Genomic DNA, 22610 nt, shown 5'->3' on the forward strand with positions numbered 1-22610 from the left:
GATATCCACATGTCTCATGGAGGTCAACCCTCCCATGTCTCACAGAGTCGATGCTCCTACATTCCTTCGTTCAACCTTTCCATGAGGTGGATGTCGGTCATGCTGCCCCACAGGATCTAAGTCCTCACGTTAGTTGCTTTGCCGACTAATCCGTGCTTCACTTTTAAATGAGTGTTAATTAAATGACCGTGTAACCTTAAAATTCAATGAACTATGCGACTGTTTGATGTACTACAAATGTTGCCATATGAGGGATATCCTTTAACATCTTGTCTTCTTGAAACGTAAATTGTTTTTTACCGATTGAAAACAGAATTCGAATAAGCTTGTTACACAAGGCTATCAGAGATTGCATTTTCTTTAAGGGATTGTGAGAACGTGTTGTGTAATATATATGAAGAGCTTTAAAAGCCTTGTTCTTTGCCACCAGTATCATGGCTGCCCGGAATAAGAGAGCCCTCAATTTCTTTCGTCCCCGTTTGGTAATCTTGGTCTGTCCTTTGTGCTTTCCGGATGTGTTTTCTTTTAAACTTAAACCTGCTAATTTTACGATTTGGCGAGGATGTTGATAGTCTCTGAGGTCGCCGACCTCTGCGAAAAACCCTGCTACTGTATCTCGACCGATTCCTGACACCTCTAACATCTGTGTGACACCTGGGATATGGTCTAATAACTGATCTAATTGATGATCTAATTCTTCGAATTTCACTTGAATAAAATCATACTTCTCTAGTAAAGCTCTCAACTCTAATTTTGCCATAGCTGCCCCTTGACGAATACCAATCGAACGATTGGCTGCTTCTTTGAGTGCTCGTATCTTCTTTAAGCCTATACTGCGTTTTACCACTTGTCTTAAGGAAAGTAAGAGCTCTTCATCCGTATAATTTACAAGTTGATGTGGCAAGGCTTCTAGCTTTAGAAAATGAATAGCTGCCTTGCCTTCCCAACTTTTGAACACTGTCAAAAATTCGGGAAAGTAACGATCAAGCCAGTTATGAACTTGTCCCTGAACGACCTGTAAGTCAACGTTGAGAAGATCGCGAAGTTTTTTGGCCACTCGGAGTTCTGCATAAATTCCTTGTGGAATTGTTGGTTCGGCATATCTTCCGTCTTTGACTAATTGTGCGATGACTTTTGCATCTTTCACGTCATTCTTTGTAGGTGAATTATCGTCTAATTCTTTACTTCGTTTAACATGTAGTGGATTGACAGATACGAACTTAATATTATTCTCTTTTAGAAGATGAGCTAGATTTAACCAGTAGTGACCGGTTGGCTCCATGCCTACAATCACTTGATTTAACTTACACTCTTTAACAAGTTGGTTAATCCAATCTAGAAACGAATGAAATCCTGCTTTCGTATTTTCAAAGAAACACGTTTTACCCAGTTCCAATCCTCTAAAATCCTGTGCTCTCGCGACATGATTGTGCTTGGCTATATCTACTCCGACAATTAAGGTTTCAGAAGTAATTTGAGTGATTTTATGATTTTGGTTATAATTCATTGTGAGACCTCCAAATAGATGTTTTTGTCCTTTTTTAGCTGGCCAGCTTAGGACACATTCATCTTATCAAGAGGTCTTTTTTCGTTCAAACCTCATTTTCAGTTATTACAGGAATGCTGCCCCTTTAGTTCCATAAGAAAAGAGCTGCCTTAAAACAGCTCCGATCTTCAGCTAACGCACCCGTTAGTTGAATAACTTGGAAATCCATAAACGGTCTGATGTATTAAATAAACCTAAAACACTCATAGCGACTTTCTCAAATTCTTCTTCTGTTTTTGCATTCTCAAAATCAAACCATATCCCATCTTCATCTTCCGATTCTGCTCCTAACCTTAAACGTTTGTATATATGATGGGCAGTAACTTTGTTAGGTGGGATTTGTTCACCCCAATACATTGTTACACCTTCTGTTGGGCAAGTCGCCAATTCAACAATAAATGAACCACCCCATCTGTTGAATTGGAAAGTAATTAAATCTATATTATTTTCATTTTTTCTTCTTAAGTGAGGTAATGAGCCTTTAAATTCTAGCTTTCTTAAAACTGGTATCACAACTTTTTTCAAGGCATTATCCATCATTTTTCTTTCATTCGAAGCCATTTTTTCTTTCTCCTTCCTTTTGTTGTTCAACTAACCTGCCCCGTAGTTCCATAAAGAAAGAGCTGCCTTAAGACAGCTCCGATCTACCAGCTAACGCACCCGTTTTTTTTTAAGAACTAAATCTTTATAACTAAAAGTTGTCTATCATTTACTTCGACATCGTTCATATCACAGTTATTCAATGTTATTGTTTTATCTAATTCTATATCTCTTTCTTCCAATTCTTCACCATCCAAACAAGTATACATCTCACAAACGTCTCCACTTACAAGGTGTTTCCTTAAAAACGCACATAGTGCTTCCATATCCTTAATTGTTTTTCGATAATTATGTGGCGATGTCACCTTTAAATATCCATCGAATAAAATAGCTCCCCCGCCATTAGTATCAACTTGGTATATATATTTAGAAGAGATATGTTTTCTTATATTCTCCATACCTTCAGCAGGATCTGAAAAAAAAGTCTCATCAATCAAGCCTAATTCTTCAGTTTCATATTTTTCACCGATAGGCAATTTATGATTACAGCCTAGATAATTTACATAAGTCATTTTGATTTCTCCTCCTTGTCTACCTACACTATACTAAAAAATAGTTCTTCAACTAACCTGCCCCGATACGATAGTTGCATAAAGAAAAAGCTGCCTTAAAGACAGCTCCGATCTTCAGCTAACGCACCCGTTAGCTCATTAAGAATTGTGTATTAGAATTAATTCAGTTATATTTTTCTGCGCATTACCTTTACTATTAGTGCGAATAAAACTATACCAGTTAAAGAACCCACAGCATATGACCAAGAGAAGTAGTTAAAGGGAAAATAAACCATTATCATAACGGCAAAATATCCTGCTGAAAAAACTATTATATATTTTTTCAATTCCATCTCCTTCATCTCCTAAAATATTACATACATTCTATCATAAAGCAATTTTTCTTTTTCAACAATCCTGCCCCGATAGTTGCATAAGAAAAAGCTGCCTTAAAGACAGCTCTGTTCTTCAGCTAACGCACCCGTTAGTTCATTAAAAAAATCGATTCTTATTAAAGAATCACGCCCGTTTGCTGAATAAGATTTTTCTATCTTATTCTAAAAGACTTGCCACTGAATCTGTGTACGCTTCTACCCATTTAGAAAATGGAAGTTCGTTATCCCAAGTGACCATATTCATTGCTTTTGCACAACCCCAATCTAAAACCCGTTGATGAAGCATATGTACTTTAATACGTTTTTTTAAATCCTCTTTTTCTTCTAATTCACGACAATACACATTGACTAAATGCTTTGCAATTTTACGTTCATTGTTATCTAAATAATATGTAATCATCTTTATTAGATCTGAAATAGGGTCTGCAAAATAAGAATTCGTAAAATCAAATACACCACTTATTTCCCATCCACTGTCCCCTAAATATATCAAGAAGTTCCCAGGCTTAAAATCACCCATTACAAAAGTTGAAGAGGATAAATTATCAAGTGCCTCTTTGGATTCGTCCAATAAAGTTCCTACCCATTCAAAATCCTTTTCCGTTATTTCTGAATATTTTTTTGCATCTTCCAACCAAAACTTTATTCTATTGAAAAGCCATTGAGTATAGGTATCCTTAAAGGGAATAATGTCGAATTTTTCGGTATTAAGTTCACCAAATTCGTTTACTTTCCAAATTACATTTCTTCATGAACTATCCTGCCCCGATAGTTGCATAAACAAAAAGCTGCATTAAAGAAAGCTCTGATCTTCAGCTAACGCATCCGTTAGTTCTATAAGGGGTAGCTTCAGGAAAATACGGATACAATGTTAAGGAAATTCCGATATTAAAAAGCCCAATTTCTCAGCATTAAAATTGAGAAATTGGGCTTTTTTCGTTACTCCATTAAAGCGCCCTTTAACGGAACAATTCTATTCGTCATTCAACAGTTTCATAATCAACCTTCGTTGTAAACTGCTTATTGGTTTAACTTGAATTGCACCCTCTCAGCTCTTTAAACTCCCTCAACTGGGCTCCTGCTGATATTCCGAAGGTCAATAACTGCTTCAACAATAAAGATAAATTACTTACTTACTTTTAAAAGAAACTGATCGATACGTTCTTTTTGCCGTAAGTGGTGCCGGAAATGCATTTCGATTAGCTGAAAATATTCCTCTGCATTTAAATATCCCATTCTTCGGTGCTGAACTTTCTGGCGGTCCGGAATGTCAGAGAGCTTTCTCTCTATTTCTTGCATTTTCTCAATGATTTGAAGCAGTCCTTCCTTTACTTCTTCTTTTCCTGTAGGATTTGGCGGTGTGAAATCCGGTGTATCCGGACCTTTTAACCTGATTGGAGGAAACGTTCCTTCTTTGAAAATCGATTCGCCTATTTCTGTTTTTTTACCGCCATCGGAAGTGGTGCCATTAGCACATTGCTTAATGGCTTTCAAATGAAGATAAAGGGTGCCATTTATTAAATGATTGTACATTTGTCCTAATGACCATTCATCCTCAGAAGGCTTCCTCGTAAACTCATCTAGCGAATATTTACTTAACTCTTCAATATAGTATGTAGCCACCTGTTCGAATCGCTTAGATATCTCTTTTGTATCCAATAGATCTCCCACTTTCTTTATAATTTTCTTTCTCCTTAATGTTGAGTAGTACGTCCCAATGCTAAACTAAATAACATCTTCTGACATTAACTTCGACTTACTTACAAATAATCCCTTCTCTTTTATTCAAGAAAATGGCCCAATTGTTGAATAAAGGTCAAAGAGCAATCTTCAACTATCCTGCCCCGAAAGTTCATTAAGCAAAAAAGCCACCACATGGCAGCTCTGGATCTCAACTAACGCACCTGTTTGTTCAACAAGAATATCAAATTACAAAAATTCATAGTAATTATCTAATAATTCTTCGCTACCTTTTTCTGCTTCTTTCTCATCCATTTCCTTATCTTCTAGCCATTGTTGATAATGGATTATCTCATGAGCCATGCTACGTAAAATTGCCCATAAAGCATCATTTTTTCCTCTTTCTGAAACTAATTCTTCATAATCTCCTGTTGCAATTCTTATGTAAGGTTCAACAGTTTTATCATAAGGTGCAAAAAAAGTAGCACTTGCCAGTTCTTTTGTATCTCTGGTTTTAAGTTGATAATCCGTTTTTAGATATACAACAACTCTTATAGGAAATTCCATATATGTACGTAACCAAACCGCAAAGCTTAAACAAGCTCGTTTTACTGATGGATTTACATCCTTTTCACACCTGACTCTTAATCCTGAGCGCAGATATTGCACATCACTTGTGGTCATACCTAATCACCTTTAGTTTCATTTTATTGCATAATTCACTATCTTACCGAAATTTCCTTCTCCCACTAACCTGCCCCGTTAGTGCCATAAGAAAAAGCTGCCTTAAAGACAGCTCCGATCTTCAGCTAACGCACCCGTTAGTTCAAGAACAAAAAATTAGTCAGCACTTAGATGTTTGTTCTAAGTATGTAAAGTAAAATTTCAAAGCTGTACAGTAAGTCTTTAAAGTATTGCTGCTACTTTCCTTGTTATGGAGGTATTTCATATACTTTGCAACAGAATCAAAAGGCAACCCATTTGTATCCAGTAGAAGAAAAGCTTTTCTATTGTCAACAGATATCTCTTCCACTCTCATGTGAACAACCTCCCATTAATTATTATCTTTAATAGTATTTCTACCTATATTCACTACCATTATTGTTGTTTTTAAGGTCCTCGAACCTAACGGTTCTGCGGAGTGCTATCCTCGCACCGAGACTATGTCCCTCAACAACAAAACAAATGTTCTAATATGCATTTCCATATTAAACCTTTTAAACCATATTTTCAATCATTATTTATTTAATCAATTATGTAATAAAAAAAGGATAATTAGTCCTCATAATAGACTAACTATCCTATGAATTATTATCTTAATTTAAACTTATCCCTGTCTCTCTTTCGATTAATCAATCATGAAAATTCGTTCCATCTGTCACCTCTTTAACAATGCCAGCATTTATGACAAAGTCACCGAAATGCTCTCCTTGCTGTCTTTCTTTCGCATAACGGGAAAGAAGTACACGCAGCTCTTTTAATATCTCTTCTTCACCGATGTTTTCACGGTACATTTTGCTTAATCGGCTTCCGTCGAATGCAGCACCGAGATACATGTTATATTTGCCAGGTGCCTTACCGATAAAACCAATTTCCCCGAGTGCATGTCGGGCACATCCATTCGGACAACCGGTCATGCGAATCGTGATTTCTTCGTTCCTCAGCCCGTTTTCATCAACGATGGTCTCGACTTTATCAAGCAGAACCGGCAAATAACGCTCTGCTTCGGCCATTGCCAACCCGCATGTTGGAAGCGACACGCATGCAATCGAGCTGCGTCGGAGCGCCGAATGATGTGCACCATCCGTCAAACCGTATGTTTCAAGCAATTCTATGATCTTTTTCTTTTTCTGACTTGACACATCTGCAATGATCAGATTTTGATTGGCCGTCAAACGGAAATCACCCGTATGGATTTTTGCGATTTCGCGCAAACCGGTCATAAGCTTGTAGTCATTGATATCGGCAATTCGGCCACCCTCGACAAATAGTGTAAAATGCCATTTTCCTTGCATGCCTTTTACCCATCCATAACGGTCACCATTATTATCAAAATGATAAGTTCTCGCTTCCTCTAGCTTCCATCCTAAACGATTTTCCAGTTCAGCCTTTACAGGTTCGAGCCCAAGCCTGTCAACCGTATACTTGAACCGTGCATTTTTCCGTACGGATCGGTTTCCGTAATCCCGCTGAATCGTAATGACTTTTTCAGCCACATCCAGTATTTTGTCTGGCTGGCAAAAGCCGATTACCTTAGCTAGTTGGGGATATGTCGCCTTGTCACCGTGGGTCATTCCCATACCGCCGCCGATCGCCACATTAAATCCAACGAGTTTTCCATTTTCAACAATTGCTATGAAGCCAAGATCTTGGGAGTAAACATCAATGTCATTGGATGGAGGGACGGCAATGCCTATTTTAAATTTCCTTGGCAAATAAAGCTTTCCGTACATTGGTTCGACTTCCTCCACTTCAGGAGTACCAACCACTTTTTCTTCATCCAGCCAGATTTCATGATACGCCCTTGTACGCGGCAATAGATAATCACTCAATTTTTTCGACCATTCATATACTTCGGAATGGATTTCGGATTGAAATGGAATCGAATTGCACATTACATTCCGGTTTACATCTCCGCATGCAGCGATTGTATCAAGCATGGAAGCATGGATTTCCTGAATGGTTTTTTTCATATTCCATTTTAAAATACCATGCATTTGAAACGTCTGCCTTGTTGTCAATTTTAAGGTTCCGTTACCGTATTTCTGAGCAAGGTGATCCATAACAAGCCATTGAGATGGCTGGGCAACCCCGCCTGCCATACGGACACGCAACATAAATTGATAAGCAGGCTCCAGTTTTTGTTTTTGACGCTCATTGCGTAGATCTCGATCATCCTGCAAATAGCTGCCGTGATGTTTCATTAGTCGATTGTCATCATCCGGAATACCGGCGCTGATCCGTTCCTGCATCACTTCTCCAAGTGTACCTCGCAAATAATCGCTTTTTTCTTTAATTTGCTCAACATCACTAGGCGCGCCTTCTGGTGCTTTCAATAGTGGGTTCACCATGTTGTTATCTCCTTTTCATCCAAATTTTAGTACACATCACGTTGATAGCGTTTATTCTGTTGCATTTCTTCAAGATAAGCTTGAGCATCAGCATGGCTCATATTGCCTTCTTTTTCAATGATCTCAATAAGCGTATTATGGACGTCATGTGCCATGTTTTTCTCGTCACCGCAAATGTATAGAGCTGCCCCTTCTTGAAGCCATCCGTATAATTCCCCGCTGTGCTCGCGCATCCGGTTTTGAACATACACTTTTTCATCAGTATCACGTGAAAAGGCAACATCCATTTTCGTAAGTACACCTGTTTTCAACCACTTTTGCAATTCAGTCTGATAAAGGAAATCCGTAACGAAATGCTGATCGCCGAAAAAGAGCCACGTTTTCCCTTTTGCATTCGATTCTTCGCGATCCTGGATAAAGGATCTAAACGGAGCAATGCCCGTTCCCGGTCCAACCATGATAATTGGAGTGTTTGGGTTCTTCGGCTGCTTGAAGTTCTGGTTATGCTGAATGTAAACGGGCAACAAGTCCCCTGGCTGTAATCTGTCCGCACATAAAATGGAGCAGACACCATTTCTTTCTCGACCGTGACTTTCATACCGGACAGCTCCGATTGTCAAATGCACTTCATCCGGATATGCGGATAAGCTACTCGCAATCGAATATAAACGGGCTGGCATTTTCCGGAGTATTGATACGAACTCTTGCGCCGAATCACCCCATGAACCAAAATCAAGGACAAAATCAAGCAAATCGCGGCCTTCACGATATTCTTTTAATTTTTCTTCATTACCAGGCACTAAAAGCTCCTTTAAATCCTCGTTACCTGAAAGCTGGGCCGCTTGTTCAATGAGCGATTTTGTCAAAACCGTAATTTCAAAATCGGAGATGAGCGATTCCCTAAGCTGACGAAGTTCTCCTTGCTTATTGACCTTCACGGTTTCTTCAGGGTCCCAATTGAGTTCCATAAGAAGCATATCAACTAAATCCGAATCGTTTTTCGGATAAATTCCAAGGCTGTCACCAGGTTCGAATGAAAGACCTGAACCCTCAAGAGATAACTCAAGATGATGTGTCTCTTTATTGGAGCCACGGCCGTTCAAATTTATATTTTCCAGCACTTCCGCTTTAAACGGATTTGTTCTCGAATACGTTTGTTCACCTACTGAAGCTATCGCTGCGGGAACTGCAGCAACAGAACTGCCTTGCCCTTCACTTAAACTAGAAATGACTCCTTCCAGCCATTCTCCAGCAGGCTCATCATAATCAAGGTCACAGTCCATTCTCGGAAATAACCGTGTCCCACCAAGTTCCTCCAAGCGTTTATCGAATTGTTTTCCCGTTTCACAGAAAAACTCATATGAACTGTCCCCAAGCGCCAATACCGAAAAGCAGAGACCTTCAAGGCTTGGTGCCCTCCTGCCATGAAGGTATTCATGGAAAGACAATGTATTATCCGGCGGATCACCTTCTCCATGCGTGCTAACGGCAATCAGAAGATTTTCGATTTTTTTCAAATTGTTGACTTTAAAGTCACTCATGGATGAAATGGTAACCTGAAAGCCATTCCCCTCAAGCTTACTCGCTGCATTTTCTGCCAGCCCTTGAGCATTGCCCGTCTGTGAACCATAAAGAATGGTCACCTCTTTTGATATTGTCTTTCCGCCGCTTTGAGCTTCCAACACCGGGGCGTCGGCTGAACTCACATTCGAAACTGACAAAGATGCAGTCAGATAACCGCTCAACCAAATTTTTTGTGTTTCTGTCAAGCTAGGCAGTAGGCTGTTAAGGAGCTCTGCCTGCTCTTGATTAAAGGGACTGTTACTTACCTGAAGTTGCACGATTTCCACCTCACAAAGGGATATTAACTTATCTTAGTTGACTATTATGTATAACGAGTGGGTTTAAACATTTTTCCCATCCATAAATTAATTAACTCGTTTACTCCTATAGACCAAGTCGGTTTTAATTGCAAAAAAATTTAAAATACAGTCATATAGGTTCATAGCACGTAACAAATAAAAAAATAAGGTTATAAAGGACAATAGCTTTCCTCAACCTATACTCTTCCTAAAATAAGTTTCTCATTAAAACTTTACTGGAAGGCACATCATTAGTAAAATATATATAATTTATTGTAACTATTAAGAATATTAATAATAAGGAGAAATTTCTATGTACTATGATGCTCTAAAAACATTTGTGACCCTTGTGGAAGTCAAGAATTTTACAAAAACAGCAGAAATTCTTCTAATGTCGCAACCAAGTGTTAGTTTACATATAAAAAAATTAGAAGAAGAGTTCCAGACCAAATTATTTCTCCGTTCTCCTAAATTTCTAAAAGTCACCTTAACAGGAGAAATTCTTTACGACCGGGCCAAGCAAATGATCACAATCTATGAACAGACCAGACAAGACATTCAAGAACACGATAAGTCCATCAAGGGCGAATTAAAGATAGGGGCAAGTTTTACAATAGGAGAGTATATCCTTCCTTCTTTACTCATCGACCTTCAAGAGGACTATCCTGAACTTGAACTTCAAGTCGTAATTGGAAACACGGAAGAAATCGTTCAAGCCGTTCGGCTATACAAAGTGGATATTGGTTTAATCGAAGGTCAAACTAATGAAAAGGAGCTTTCTGTTCACCCATTCATGCAAGATGAGCTATTCATTGTGTCTTCTAACAATCATGAACTCGCTAATAAAGACGAAGTGGAGATTACTGATTTACATGACCAAGCATGGGTAACCAGGGAAGTTGGATCTGGTACACGTGAATACCTTAACCACGTCATACGTTCAAATGGATTGAAAATTAAATCGATACTTACGATTAGCAGTAATCAAGGAATTAAAGAAACACTTATAAAAAACGGCGTAGGGCTGGCTCTGCTTTCCCGAAGTGTCATTGAAAGGGATGTACAAAATAAAATCCTTTCTATCATTCAGGTAAAAAATGAATCTTTTAACAGAACACTTTCGTATGTCTATTCCCCAATCATGAAAGATAAAAAGAATGTCAAGACTTTTATAACTGAATTAAACAAAAAATGGCCTATGAAAGCAAAGCCTAAAGTATGATCATTGGGGAGGACTATGTTCTAAATTCCATAAGATCGATTATTTGGGGCTTATTTATTTTGGGAAAGCCCCTTCTTTTGAAACTCTATTATTTCGCTAGGAAAGGTCTAACACATTAATTTATAAACAATTGGGTATACGAATAAATAGAGGATTCTTCATAGATTGATTTTTGTTTTCCTTTTATAGATAAAAAATAATATCAATTTTTGTATGGGAGCGGTTTTTATGAATATTGAGATTAAAGAAGCAGCGATTGAACAACTAAAAAAAGTGGATTATAAAGAGAATGAAGGTGTTCGTATCGAAGCCATTTATGTTGGAAGCTGTTCGATTTATGTGGAACACGAATTGAAAATTGATAATAAGAACGAAGATGATGAGAGATTCATAATTGATGGGGTCCCCATATTAATATCACGTGAGTCTAAAAAGCATCTTCCGGATAAAGTCTTTCTAAACTACAGTGATGGACTTGGATACAAATTATATTCAGACGAAGAAACATTGAGATATAATCTCCAGTTGAATAGAGTGAATTAAAAAAATGAACATAGTAAAAAGCCCTTCTGTTTCAGTTGGGCTTTTTGTGTTTATTCTCAGAGAATTTATCATCGGCATTTACCTAAAGGGATTTTTATTTTCCCATGGGATGGCACTACACTACCATTAGGCAACTGATTTTCGAGTAATACATTTCCCTACTTGTTATAATCACAAACATTAAATTAAATTATCACAAATTAAAAATATGACCAATGGTCATTTAATCCCATATTTAGGGTCTAATATATTGTTATTCTATTATTTAGATAATTTTTCAGCACATCCAAAATCTAAAACGAGTATTGTCTAATAGGCTTCCCCAAAAAGGTTGCTTCAGCAACCTCCCTTATCGAAGTAAAGCACCCTTTTGCATAAACAAATCTGCCCCGATAGTTGCATAAAGAAAAAGCTGCCTTAAAGACGCTCCGATCTTCAGCTAAACCAGCTAATAGGATGTCAATATCTTTCTCTAAAATTTTCATTTCCCTTATGATATACTATTTTTGTTCATGACAAATAACCCTCCAAAACCCTTTTGGAAGGATTTTTCTCTGTTTCATAAAACCGTTAATTAGGCTAAATCTAGGAACGTTTCTTTTCTCTTTAATAAAGCATAAATCCAATGAAGCAACTTATTCATACAAGCAACGATTGACACTTTGGCAGGTTTTCCTTCTGATTTTTTCTTATCATAGAATGCTTTAAGCTTTTTGTTCCTTGAACTTCTTATGCCGCATAGTACGGCAAGATACAGAGAATGAAGTAGTCTGCTCGAACCCCTTTTGGTAATACGATTAATGGTTGCCGTAAACTTACCCGATGAGTGAACACTTGGATCCACTCCAGCGAAGGCAACCAGTTTTTTCGGATGATTAAACCGATCGATTTCACCGATTTCAGAGATAATCGTGGCTGCGATTTTTTCTCCGATACCCGGAATCGATTGGATGATCTTATATTCTTCCAGTTCATTTGCCAGGGCCACTATACGATCTTCCAAATCGGAAAGGTGTCCCTGGTAATGAAAAAGCAACTCAATATACATACGAAGATTGATTACGTGACTTTCATACACGCTTTTTTGAAATGGATTTCTAGATGCGGAATCCATTATTTTTTTTGCTTTTTCCCATGCCCATTCACCCGATCGGCTAGAACAGAACTCTATAACATTCTCTGCTAGTCTACTTTCTCCGGCCGTTAATACCACCTCTGAAGTAGGATATTCCTTTAACATCAATAAAGAAACCTTCGAATATAGATCCCCAAAAACCTTCCGGTATTCAGGAAATAATTGATCTAAAATGGTGTGAAACTGAAGTTTAGCTTCCACATACATATTCGTTACGATTTCCTGTTGTCTGGACAAATTCCGAAGGTCTAATAGCTGAATTCCTCTAATTTTATGAGGTTCTAAATCCTCTTTGTAATACAGCACACACAACTGGTACGCATCGATAGCGTCTGTTTTCACCTTCCGTAAACTGGACTTCTTTGCCTGATAAGAAATAATCGGATTTAGTAAGATATATAGAATCCCTTGTTCCTCCAGGTATTGAATAACGGGAGAATGGTAATGCCCTGTAGATTCTAAAATGACCATAGGCATCTGCCCTGTCACCTCTTCAATTTCTTTTAGAAATTCTAAAAAATGCTCTAACTCCTCTTTGATATGCTTCATTGAAAAGCTCTTCCCATACGGTTTAGATTGATCTAAGAATGCCTGAACTTGACTCTCTCCTTTTGCCACATCCAGACCAACAACTGGATTCATCGTTTTTTCCTCATCTACTTACTAACCAGTACCCCTAGTCCTCCATGTAGTGTCATAGCTTCGCTTGTTATACGAGATCTACGTCCCAACCAGCCTCAAACATGTTTCTACAAGTAGGGGGCGAACAGTTTAGTTCACGGGATCAAGTCCCACGCACCCGTACGTTCTACCCTGGCTACTGATATAATAGATTCTATTAAAAAAAGGTCAACCAGTAAAAACTGGCTAACCTTATAATACGAACGCACCCGTTAGCCATCCATGAATCGCAAAGAATGAAAATGGTTAGGAAGTGTCAATACTGATACTGACCTTAATCCAGTCAACCCTAATCCATAGACTAATTAATTAACGCTCTCCTCTTTTTTTAAACGATTGAGCAGGGTCTTCTTAAGTATTGTCATTTTTCCATTTTTAAAGAAACTTATTTTCATGGTAGTTCTATAAGAAAAGCGATTCTTATTAAAGAATCGCGCCCTTTAATTGAATAAGAAGGGACTATATTTTATTGAAATTATCGTCAACAAACCTCTTCATTTTATCTGTACAAGAACGCTAAGTTTCCAGGTTAGTAATTTTGCCGAAAAGTAATGCATCATAATACTTATCCTCTATAAAATAGTGGTCTTTTAATCGTCCTTCTAACTCATACCTGTTCTTTTCAAGTATCCGTGCAGAGCCAATATTTGCATGCACTACCATAGCATGGAGCTTATGAAGATTAAGTGATTTAAATGCAAAATCACTTATCAATGCAACAATCTCTGTTCCATACCCCTTATCCCAATGATGTTTATGCAACACATAACCAATTTCAGCTTGGTTTGCTTCTTGGTCAAAATTGAAAATTATGGCTGTTCCTATAATTGCTTGAGTTAATTTTTCAACAATGGAGGAATATAAATGAGTTCCTGCCGACTCACGTTTTAACATTATTTCAATGAACTGACGAGTTTCCTCCAAAGTACTCATCAAATTCCAGCCAATAAATCGTGAAACCTCTTGATCTGACGCATAATGATGTATCTCTTGAACATCCTCTATCCTTAGTGCTTTGAAGTAGATTTTTTCACCCTCTAATGAATGAAATAAAACAGCCTGCTTCTCCATTTTAACCTCCTCTAACTACGCTTTGTTAATGAACCTCCGATGGTAGCGAAAATGTCCCCAATTAAGGTTAAATATCATCGCACTCATCTTAGTATATCCTTTCAAATAATTTTCCATATATATGTTTCAACTGTTTCCTCGGCAATCTGTCCCTTTAATGGAATAACATGACTGACGTTTTTAAACAACTTTATTATGTTTTAAACGACTTTATTGTAAATTAAACAACTTTAATGTCACTTAACAGTATTCCTTATGGAACTATCCTGCCCCTTTAGTTGCATAAGAAAAAGCTGCCTTAAAGAGCTCCGATCTTCAGCTAACGCACCCTATAGTTTAAGTACATTTCTTCACAAACTTATATTAGTTCGCAACTAAGATTTAAGAACATAATTAATAAATTCTGTTTTTGCTTTAGTGTACGCTTCACGATCATTGCTATATTTTTTTGCTAAATTCCTTTTAAGAATAGCGTATTCATCAATAAACTGCTGATTAGTCCGTAATAAATCACGAAAAAGTAGCTGATTATCCCACCGTTCTTCTCCCTCAAGTAAAATATGTAAATGTACTACTCGTTTGTCGTTAATTACTTTCACAAAAAATCTTTGCCAAGGTCGATTGTCTATGGTAGGTGGTACATAATTCCAGTCGTGATTAGCTAACAATGAAGATATTTCTTTTATTTTTTGAAATGAATCAATTTTAGCCATTAAATCAATGATTGGTTTAGCTGGTAAATTTGGAATAGATGTACTTCCATAATGTTGAATTTCCGTTATGCCGAAAGTTGAAAGAAGATTAAGAAGAAGTGCTTTTTCCTGATTACCTTTTTCTACCCACTTGGGATTTGGTTCGACAATGTCTATTGTCTCATTAGCCCAAACGGGCCATGTGCTTTCATCATGAATATCTTTCATTTTACTCTCCCTCAAGATTTTAATTTTTTCAGTTTCAGAAAAATCTTTGTACCTGCATTCTTTTACAAACCTGCCTCGATAAAAGAAAAAGCTTCCTTAAAGACAGCTCCGATCTTCAGCTAAAGCACCTGTTAGTTCAAGTAGGCACTAGTGCAACTTTATTTATTTATCTACTCCTGCATCTATTTTCCAGCTATTTTGCAACTTCCGGATATAAATGATCTGACCAATGTGATATGCGTTATGAGTTGACACATTTCCGAGTACTGCCCACCATTTCACGTGTCCAGGATAACCATTAACTTCTCTCTCAACTTTTTCTTCAGATAATAACTCTTGCCAACGTAAAAGTACCTCTAATAGTTGTTTTTTTAAGTCAGCAAAAGTATGATTTTCAGGAATAATAAAGCTGTTATTATTATTTCCTATTGAAGGCACAGCATCAACGTGAGATTTTTGGTACCTTGTTTGCCATGTTTGATTCCAATATAGTAGATGCTGCACAATTTCAGCAATACTATTACTTTCTTCGTTTGGCTTCCAAAATGCATGTTCCTCAGACAATCTTTCTACTGAATCTGAAAATGGTAGGTACCAACTTGGGTCATTAGCATTTGCCAACAACTGATCCGATAAAACATCTTTTGCATGAACCATAACAAACACTCCTAATTTTTATATACTGTTTTTTCTAAATCTTTAAACAATGTCATCTTAATTATATTCTACATAGTATATTGATTGTCCTGTTCTTATTAAGCTAACCTGCCCCTTTAGTTCCATAAGACAAAGATGTGCCAAAGCAACTCCTTTATTGCTCCTGTTAGGTTAAGAACTACGCTTTTTTATTTTTAATCTCTTCCAACAGAGAGATAACCTTTTCATTCTGTTTAATTATTGTTTGATTTTGATTTCTCATTTTTGTGAAGTCAAATAAAAATATTAATAAGATTGCTAATATAAGGAAAGCCATAATTCACCTCTACACTCTACTTTTCTCTAAATTATACCAGTTCTTATGCAACTATCCTGCCCCGTTAGTTCCATAAGAAAAAGGTTGCCGCAGCAACCTCTCTTATTGAAGTAGAACCCGTTAGCTTAATAAAGGTAGCCTAAAAAATCTAGATCTCCTTCGCACCAATTATACTTACCAACTTCTTTAATCAATAATCCCTCAATTACTTCATAACCTATTCCCCTTGTAATTTGACTTTCATGGTCAATTTTTAACCATTTACATTTGTTCGTAACTGACCTGTATCCATTTTTCAAATACAACGTTTCGTTGTCAGCAAATAACAATAAAAAATCAATATTTCTATTGCAACAAAACTGTTCAATTTCTAAAAGTAACATCGAACCTATCCCTTGCGAGCGAGTGTTTTGGGTGACACATAAATCAATTAGACCAAGAACTCTTACAGGATTTCCGTTAAGATTCATCACTCTGTAATCTATTCCTACCTGTCCTACAAGTTGATTTTTTTCGTTAAAAGCTACAAACCTAAAATGGGGTAATTGTTTAAAATAAATTCTGTTTTTTGGATAGTCTTCTTGAAAACATTGGCTTAACAATTCTTGTATCTTTGAGGTTAAATCATTACCCATCTCATAATCAAATACCATATCTATCTTCATATTATCTTCTCCAATTATCATCATTAGAGTACCCCTGTCTTCTTCAGCTAACGCACCCGTTAGTTCTATAAGAAGAGTTGACCAATACTTCGTAATAGATTCTGTTTAAGGTTTGCTATTAGTTTTTTTCAAAAAAAACAATATATGAAAATAGGTATGTACTGCTATTCCTACCATTAAATAAGCCCAAAAATTATCAGAGTCTAATATGTAGGCAAGAGTTATTGCAGAAATAGTATACAAAGAAAATTGTAAAAGATATACTTTTAAGTCTGTATGTAAACCCACAAAATACGTTATGGTATCAATAATTAGAGTTACAGGAATACCAATAATGCAATATATTGCTAATTCATATAATGTGCCAACAATTATTCCATTTAAAAAAGGAGAATATTCGTCTTTTGGAAGATCTTCATTTAAAGATATTAAACTATCAATTGAAGCACTAAGAAACGATGACAATGGAGCTGCAAGAAGTATAGAAATAGGGATCAGATATAATTTTTTCATAAACACCACCTCAGCATTAAATATTACCATTTCATAAAGAGTGGTAGGAAATTGTATTGCAATTAATTCACAGTACGAATAAATTACGCTTCTTGAACTAAACTCCCTCTATAAACATTGATGTATCAACGGTTTGCACCACTCGGTGTATTAGGGGAATTATTTTTTTATTCTACTTTTAAACAGAGTATTGAAATTCTGGTTTTTATTACTAAATTGAGCGTACGCTTCGCTAAAACTAATGGAAATCATTAGCTATTTTCTCCACTATGTGATGCACAATAGATCTCTGCGAAACTTATGATGACGTACCCTCCCATGTCTCTTAGCGTCATTTGCGCTTACATTCCTTCGTTCGGTCTATTCATAAGGCAGAGGCCTGCTAAGCTGCCCCGGGGACTCTTGGTCTTAGTTTAGTAATGTTGCTGGCTTCTCCGTGTCATCCTTCTTGTTATAAATCGATAGTTAGAAATGCTTACACTGCCTCTGAGAGGCAGTAGAGATCCTTCATCATATTCTGCTCATTAAAATGGACTTTCTTTTTACAAATACCATGCAATACTTTCAACAATTTACCACAGAGTACCACCATCGATTGCTTTCCGCGTAAGGGATTTTGCTGGCGTGTTGTGTAATATTCATGAAGCTGTTTAAACCCCTCGTTGTGACGAATGAGAGGTACTATTACTTTGAAAAGAATATATCTAAGTCGCTTTCTTCCTCGTTTGGAGATATGTTTTTGTCCCTTATGTTGACCAGATGAGTTTTCACGTAATGTTAATCCCGCTAGTTTAATCAATTGGCGTGGATTTTCATAAAGTGAAAAGCTTCCGACTTCTGAAAGCAAATCAACAATGGTTGCATCTCCTAATCCAGGAACTGAAGCCAGCAGCTCATATTCCATAGTTGATTGGGCCATTTCGGATAATTGACTATTCACAGATTCAATTTCGTTTTCTAGTAAGCGATACTGACGCAGGAGCGTGGCAATTTCATGTCGGGCCATCTGTGTCCCTTCTGTCAGTCCAATTGAGTTCGTCGCTGCTTCAATGAGTAGCTTTGCTTTTGGTAGCTGTGGGGCTCTCATTCCCTTTACCTTACGGTAAAGAAAGACAAGCTCCTCAGCACTTTTTCCATCGATATCCTGTGGCAACGGAGTCATTTCCAATGTAGCTAGAGCCATCTTTCCGAAAGCCGGAAAGACTTGAGTAAACTCGGGAAAATAACGATCAAGCCAACGAATGATTCGGTTTTTAATACTCGCTAAATCTTCCGTTAACTTTGAACGAAGAGTAGATCCGATACGAAGTTCTGCTTCTACTTCTTTTAATAAACGTGGATAGCTAAAACGCCCATCTTTCAATAAACGAGCGATGACTAATGCATCTTTTTTATCGTTCTTTGTCGGTAAATTATCGTCCAGTTCCTTCGATCGTTTGACATGCATTGGATTCACCATGACTAGTGGTATGCCGTAATGATCTAAGAAATTAGCTAAGTTCATCCAGTAGTGGCCTGTTGGCTCAATTCCAACAATTACTTCTGTTTTCTTAGCTTCCTTCATCGTTTGACGAATCTTTTCATACAGGTGTTCAAAGCCCTCTTTTGATTGATGTACTGCGAAGGCTTTTTCTATCACGCGCCCTCGTTCATCAACAAAACAAGCGTAATGAACACGCTTGGCAATATCCATACCAACAACGAGTGTATTTTCAGTAACTTGATTAATTTTTTCATTCCATTTAAACTGCATAGAGAAGTCCTCCTTGTTTGATGCTGAGTCAATGGTCGTTGACACTCATGCATCATACAAGAGGGCTCTTTTTCTTTCAAGACTTCGAACATCCTTCTAACAGGAATGCTGCCCCTTTAGTTGCATAAGAAAAAGCTGCCTTAAAGACAGCTCTGATCTTCAGCTAACGCACCCTTTAGTTGAAATAGATTTCACCATAAACTAAAGAGAGCTTTCCTCTTCATTTATTACAGGAATGTCCACTGAAGTAAACTAACAGCTATATAATGTTTATTCATTTGCAATTTTAAGTATGTGTTCTAAGTCACTATCTGTTAGAGATCTGCGTAATTTATCGTTTAACGTCACCTGAATTAAAGCGAGCAATTCTTCTCCTTCATTTGTTAGCATAACAGTGCTACTCCGTTTATCTTCTGCTCATAGTCGAATTAACGTGAAAAAATTCATTCAAGTTCTTTATTTTGAAACGAAGCGATCGATTAGGAATCATTAATTATACAAACATGCGAAAGAACAAGTACTCCTATAATTGTTCTTTCGCATATTTGCATGCGTAAAAAAATGGGTGCGTTTACATTTCAGAATATTCTAAAATAAAAAATGTAGATTTTTGTAGGATGATGTAGTTTTGATGATAAAGTAAATGAAAAGTTAAGTTTTATTAACAATGCTAATCGTTAGGGGATTCAGAGTCATGGTAGCAAAGGTCAAAAAGTAAAAAGAGCTTAAGCATAATGAAAAAGGGAAGGTGAGGAAAGTAAATGAAGAAATTCAAATTAAGTTTAGCTAGCCAAATTTTCATTGGTTTAATTCTAGGGATTATCGTTGGTGCCATTTTTTATGGTAATGAGACGGCCCAAAACTTTTTACAGCCATTCGGAGACATTTTCCTACGAATGATTAAAATGATTGTTGTGCCAATCATTGTGTCAAGTCTTATCGTTGCAGTTGCGGGTGTAGGTGATTTAAAAGCAGTAGGAAAACTAGGAGCTAAATCACTTTCATACTTTGTGGTGGTAACTATGATTGCGATTGCTGTTGGTTTAATTTCCGCGAATATCATCCAGCCTGGTGCTGGTGTAAATATGAATAATCTGGAACAAACTGATATATCCACTTATGTTGATACAGCAGAAACTAAGCAGCATGAATCTTTCGTAGATACACTCGTTCACATTGTACCATCCAATCCAGTTAAAGCTATGGTAGAAGGCGATATGCTAGCGATCATTTTCTTCTCCGTGTTGTTTGGACTTAGCATCGCGGCTATCGGTGAAAAAGGTAAACCAGTATTCCGTTTCTTCCAAGGTACAGCAGAAGGAATGTTCTACCTAACTAATATGGTCATGAAATTTGCTCCTATCGGGGTATTTGCACTAATTGGTGTGACCATCTCCAAGTTCGGTTTGGAATCTTTAATTCCGTTAGGTAAGTTAGCGCTTTCTGTATACGGATCAATGCTTTTCTTTGTAATTGTCATTCTGGGTCTTATAGCAAAATTTGTAGGATTCAATATCTTTACGTTGATTAAACTTCTAAAAGAGGAATTGATTCTTGCGTTCTCTACAGCAAGTTCAGAAGCGGTTCTTCCGAAAATCATGGAAAAAATGGAGAAAGCGGGATGTCCGAAACATATTGCTACGTTTGTTATTCCGACTGGATACTCTTTTAACCTTGATGGCTCTACATTATATCAAGCGTTAGCAGCTATCTTCATCGCTCAAATGTATGGAATTGATTTAAGCACGTATGAGCAAATTACGCTAATGCTAGTGTTAATGATCACGTCTAAGGGGATTGCGGGTGTACCAGGTGTATCTTTCGTAGTTCTTTTAGCGACATTAGGAACAGTTGGTATTCCTATTGAAGGTTTAGCATTTATTGCCGGTATCGACCGTATTCTTGATATGGGACGTACAGTAGTAAACGTTATTGGTAATTCACTTGCGGCAATCGTCATCTCTAAATGGGAAGGTCAATTTAATGAAGTGAGAAATAAAGTCGCATAATGTTGCATGACCGAGTTTAATGACTAAGAATAGGAATCGGAATTCTCTTTGAAGAAATTAACGTAAATGATTGGAAGTTCATCCTCAACATAACCGCGATAAAGTTTTTATGGTTCTGGTGCAAAAACTTCAAGATTATAGTTGGGAAGACTCTTTATCTGAAGCAAGTAATCCATAATAATTTAGATCGATTTCCAAATTTTAGTTATCATCTACTATATATCGATCTTCCGCAATCGGAGTAATATCTAGATATGATAGTATTTTCATATGTCGTACATAATTTAATAAAGAAGGAGCTAACTAGACATGAACATTAAAAAATACCTAGGAATCACGTTTCTATTAGTTACACTATTATTTTCTGGATCTATCACTGCTATCCATAGCTCAGCAAATAGTAGTCCAAAAGAAGAGAAAGTAGAAGCAGCTTCAACAAATCCCAAGTTAAACAATGTGAAAATTATAGCTACTGGTGGAACGATTGCAGGCTCTGCTACATCCAATACTGACACAACTGGTTATCAAGCAGGTGCACTTGGTGTTGAAACACTAATTAAAGCTGTTCCTGAATTAAAACAAGTAGCAAATGTGAGTGGTGAACAAATCGCCAATATTGGCAGTAACAATATGGATAATAAAACCTTATTAAAGTTGGCGAAACGAATTAACGAGTTATTAAAATCTAAAGACGTTGATGGAATTGTCGTAACGCATGGAACAGATACCTTAGAAGAAACTGCTTACTTTCTGAATCTGGTCGTAAAAAGCAACAAACCTGTCGTAATTGTTGGATCAATGAGACCGGCTACAGCTATAAGTGCAGATGGACCTTTAAACTTATATAATGCTGTAAAAATTGCTGCTAGTAAAGATGCTAAGAACAAAGGTGTTTTAATCTCATTAAATGACCGGATAGGTTCTGCACGTTATATAACTAAAACCAATACTACCATGACAGATACATTTCAATCTGAGGAACAAGGCTATTTAGGAGCAATCGCAGGTAATAAAATATTTTTCTACAATGAACCCACACGTAAACATACAACCAAATCGGTGTTTGATATATCAAAACTAGATAAACTTCCTCAAGTGGACATTATTTATAGCTATCAAAATGATAGTAGATATCTTTACGATGCCTCTGTGAAAGCAGGAGCTAAAGGGATCATAATAGCAGGTGAAGGAAACGGTTTAACTTCTGATACTGCTTTTGAGGGTGCTAAAGACGCTGTCAAAAAAGGCGTGATTATTACTCGATCTAGCCGTGTAGGAAATGGTATTGTTACGAGAGAAAAGATTGACGATGAAAATAATTTTGTTACAGCGGACTCACTTAATCCTCAAAAAGCACGCATTTTGACGATGCTTGCATTAACAAAAACAGATGATCCAAAAGAAATTCAGCAATTTTTTAACGAATATTAATATTTAAAATTAGAATTCTTTGATTAACTAATAGTGAATGAAATTTTAA

20 protein-coding genes are annotated in these 22610 nt (G+C 36.9%); 4 read left to right on the top strand and 16 right to left on the bottom strand.

Annotated features, from left to right (window positions below; all coding sequences use genetic code 11):
* Positions 1–211: 211 nt before the first annotated feature.
* The 9 genes from BS1321_RS00140 to BS1321_RS00180 form a co-directional block, all read right to left on the bottom strand.
* Positions 212–1507, bottom strand: coding sequence for an IS110 family RNA-guided transposase (locus BS1321_RS00140; protein WP_063236578.1), 1296 nt, complete (start codon positions 1505–1507; stop codon positions 212–214).
* 183 nt (positions 1508–1690) lie between these two features.
* Positions 1691–2107, bottom strand: a complete 417-nt coding sequence (locus BS1321_RS00145) for a DUF4304 domain-containing protein (protein ID WP_063236589.1) — start codon at positions 2105–2107, stop codon at positions 1691–1693.
* Between the two features lie 116 nt (positions 2108–2223).
* Positions 2224–2658 (bottom strand): hypothetical protein, encoded by a 435-nt coding sequence (locus BS1321_RS00150; protein ID WP_063236590.1) that lies wholly within the window; start codon positions 2656–2658, stop codon positions 2224–2226.
* Between the two features lie 167 nt (positions 2659–2825).
* A complete protein-coding gene (locus BS1321_RS27225) occupies positions 2826–2990 on the bottom strand; it encodes a hypothetical protein (RefSeq protein ID WP_157732786.1) in 165 nt (54 codons plus the stop codon).
* Positions 2991–3189: 199 nt separating this feature from the next.
* Positions 3190–3666: an aminoglycoside phosphotransferase family protein gene (locus tag BS1321_RS00155; protein ID WP_232522749.1), complete on the bottom strand. Its 477-nt coding sequence runs from the start codon at positions 3664–3666 to the stop codon at positions 3190–3192.
* A gap of 491 nt (positions 3667–4157) precedes the next feature.
* Complete coding sequence (locus tag BS1321_RS00160) at positions 4158–4691, bottom strand: DinB family protein (protein ID WP_063236507.1); 534 nt, start codon at positions 4689–4691, stop codon at positions 4158–4160.
* A gap of 270 nt (positions 4692–4961) precedes the next feature.
* The gene (locus tag BS1321_RS00165; protein ID WP_063236508.1) at positions 4962–5396 is read right to left on the bottom strand and encodes a hypothetical protein; all 435 of its coding nucleotides are present in this window, start codon (positions 5394–5396) and stop codon (positions 4962–4964) included.
* A gap of 668 nt (positions 5397–6064) precedes the next feature.
* The gene (cysI, locus tag BS1321_RS00175; RefSeq protein WP_063236510.1) at positions 6065–7783 is read right to left on the bottom strand and encodes an assimilatory sulfite reductase (NADPH) hemoprotein subunit; all 1719 of its coding nucleotides are present in this window, start codon (positions 7781–7783) and stop codon (positions 6065–6067) included.
* Between the two features lie 26 nt (positions 7784–7809).
* On the bottom strand, positions 7810–9624 hold the full coding sequence (locus BS1321_RS00180) for an assimilatory sulfite reductase (NADPH) flavoprotein subunit (protein ID WP_063236511.1): 1815 nt from the start codon (positions 9622–9624) through the stop codon (positions 7810–7812).
* Between the two features lie 334 nt (positions 9625–9958).
* On the opposite strand from BS1321_RS00180, the gene BS1321_RS00185 reads away from it, so the two are divergent.
* Together BS1321_RS00185 and BS1321_RS00190 are read left to right on the top strand one after the other, a co-directional pair.
* Positions 9959–10867: a LysR family transcriptional regulator gene (locus BS1321_RS00185; RefSeq protein WP_063236512.1), complete on the top strand. Its 909-nt coding sequence runs from the start codon at positions 9959–9961 to the stop codon at positions 10865–10867.
* A gap of 228 nt (positions 10868–11095) precedes the next feature.
* The gene (locus BS1321_RS00190) at positions 11096–11410 is read left to right on the top strand and encodes an iron-sulfur cluster biosynthesis family protein (RefSeq protein ID WP_063236513.1); all 315 of its coding nucleotides are present in this window, start codon (positions 11096–11098) and stop codon (positions 11408–11410) included.
* 574 nt (positions 11411–11984) lie between these two features.
* Here BS1321_RS00190 and BS1321_RS00195 read toward each other — a convergent pair.
* From BS1321_RS00195 to BS1321_RS00225, 7 genes are all read right to left on the bottom strand, one after another.
* Positions 11985–13187 (bottom strand): IS110 family RNA-guided transposase, encoded by a 1203-nt coding sequence (locus tag BS1321_RS00195; protein ID WP_094246552.1) that lies wholly within the window; start codon positions 13185–13187, stop codon positions 11985–11987.
* 555 nt (positions 13188–13742) lie between these two features.
* Complete coding sequence (locus BS1321_RS00200; protein ID WP_063236547.1) at positions 13743–14297, bottom strand: GNAT family N-acetyltransferase; 555 nt, start codon at positions 14295–14297, stop codon at positions 13743–13745.
* Between the two features lie 374 nt (positions 14298–14671).
* Positions 14672–15217 (bottom strand): GrpB family protein, encoded by a 546-nt coding sequence (locus BS1321_RS00205; RefSeq protein ID WP_063236548.1) that lies wholly within the window; start codon positions 15215–15217, stop codon positions 14672–14674.
* A 162-nt stretch (positions 15218–15379) separates the two neighbouring features.
* A complete protein-coding gene (locus BS1321_RS00210) occupies positions 15380–15874 on the bottom strand; it encodes a DinB family protein (protein ID WP_057219580.1) in 495 nt (164 codons plus the stop codon).
* Between the two features lie 441 nt (positions 15875–16315).
* Complete coding sequence (locus BS1321_RS00215; RefSeq protein ID WP_232522750.1) at positions 16316–16879, bottom strand: GNAT family N-acetyltransferase; 564 nt, start codon at positions 16877–16879, stop codon at positions 16316–16318.
* An 81-nt stretch (positions 16880–16960) separates the two neighbouring features.
* Complete coding sequence (locus BS1321_RS00220; protein ID WP_063236549.1) at positions 16961–17368, bottom strand: hypothetical protein; 408 nt, start codon at positions 17366–17368, stop codon at positions 16961–16963.
* Between the two features lie 475 nt (positions 17369–17843).
* Entirely contained in the window at positions 17844–19121 is a 1278-nt protein-coding gene (locus tag BS1321_RS00225) for an IS110 family RNA-guided transposase (RefSeq protein ID WP_094246553.1), read from the bottom strand.
* A gap of 761 nt (positions 19122–19882) precedes the next feature.
* Here BS1321_RS00225 and BS1321_RS00230 point away from each other — a divergent pair.
* On the top strand, positions 19883–21130 hold the full coding sequence (locus tag BS1321_RS00230) for a cation:dicarboxylate symporter family transporter (protein ID WP_063236493.1): 1248 nt from the start codon (positions 19883–19885) through the stop codon (positions 21128–21130).
* Between the two features lie 309 nt (positions 21131–21439).
* Entirely contained in the window at positions 21440–22561 is a 1122-nt protein-coding gene (locus tag BS1321_RS00235; protein ID WP_063236492.1) for a type II asparaginase, read from the top strand.
* The last annotated feature ends 49 nt before the right edge of the window (positions 22562–22610 follow it).

It is taken from the genome of Peribacillus simplex NBRC 15720 = DSM 1321, from assembly GCF_002243645.1.
GTDB lineage: Bacteria > Bacillota > Bacilli > Bacillales > DSM-1321 > Peribacillus > Peribacillus simplex.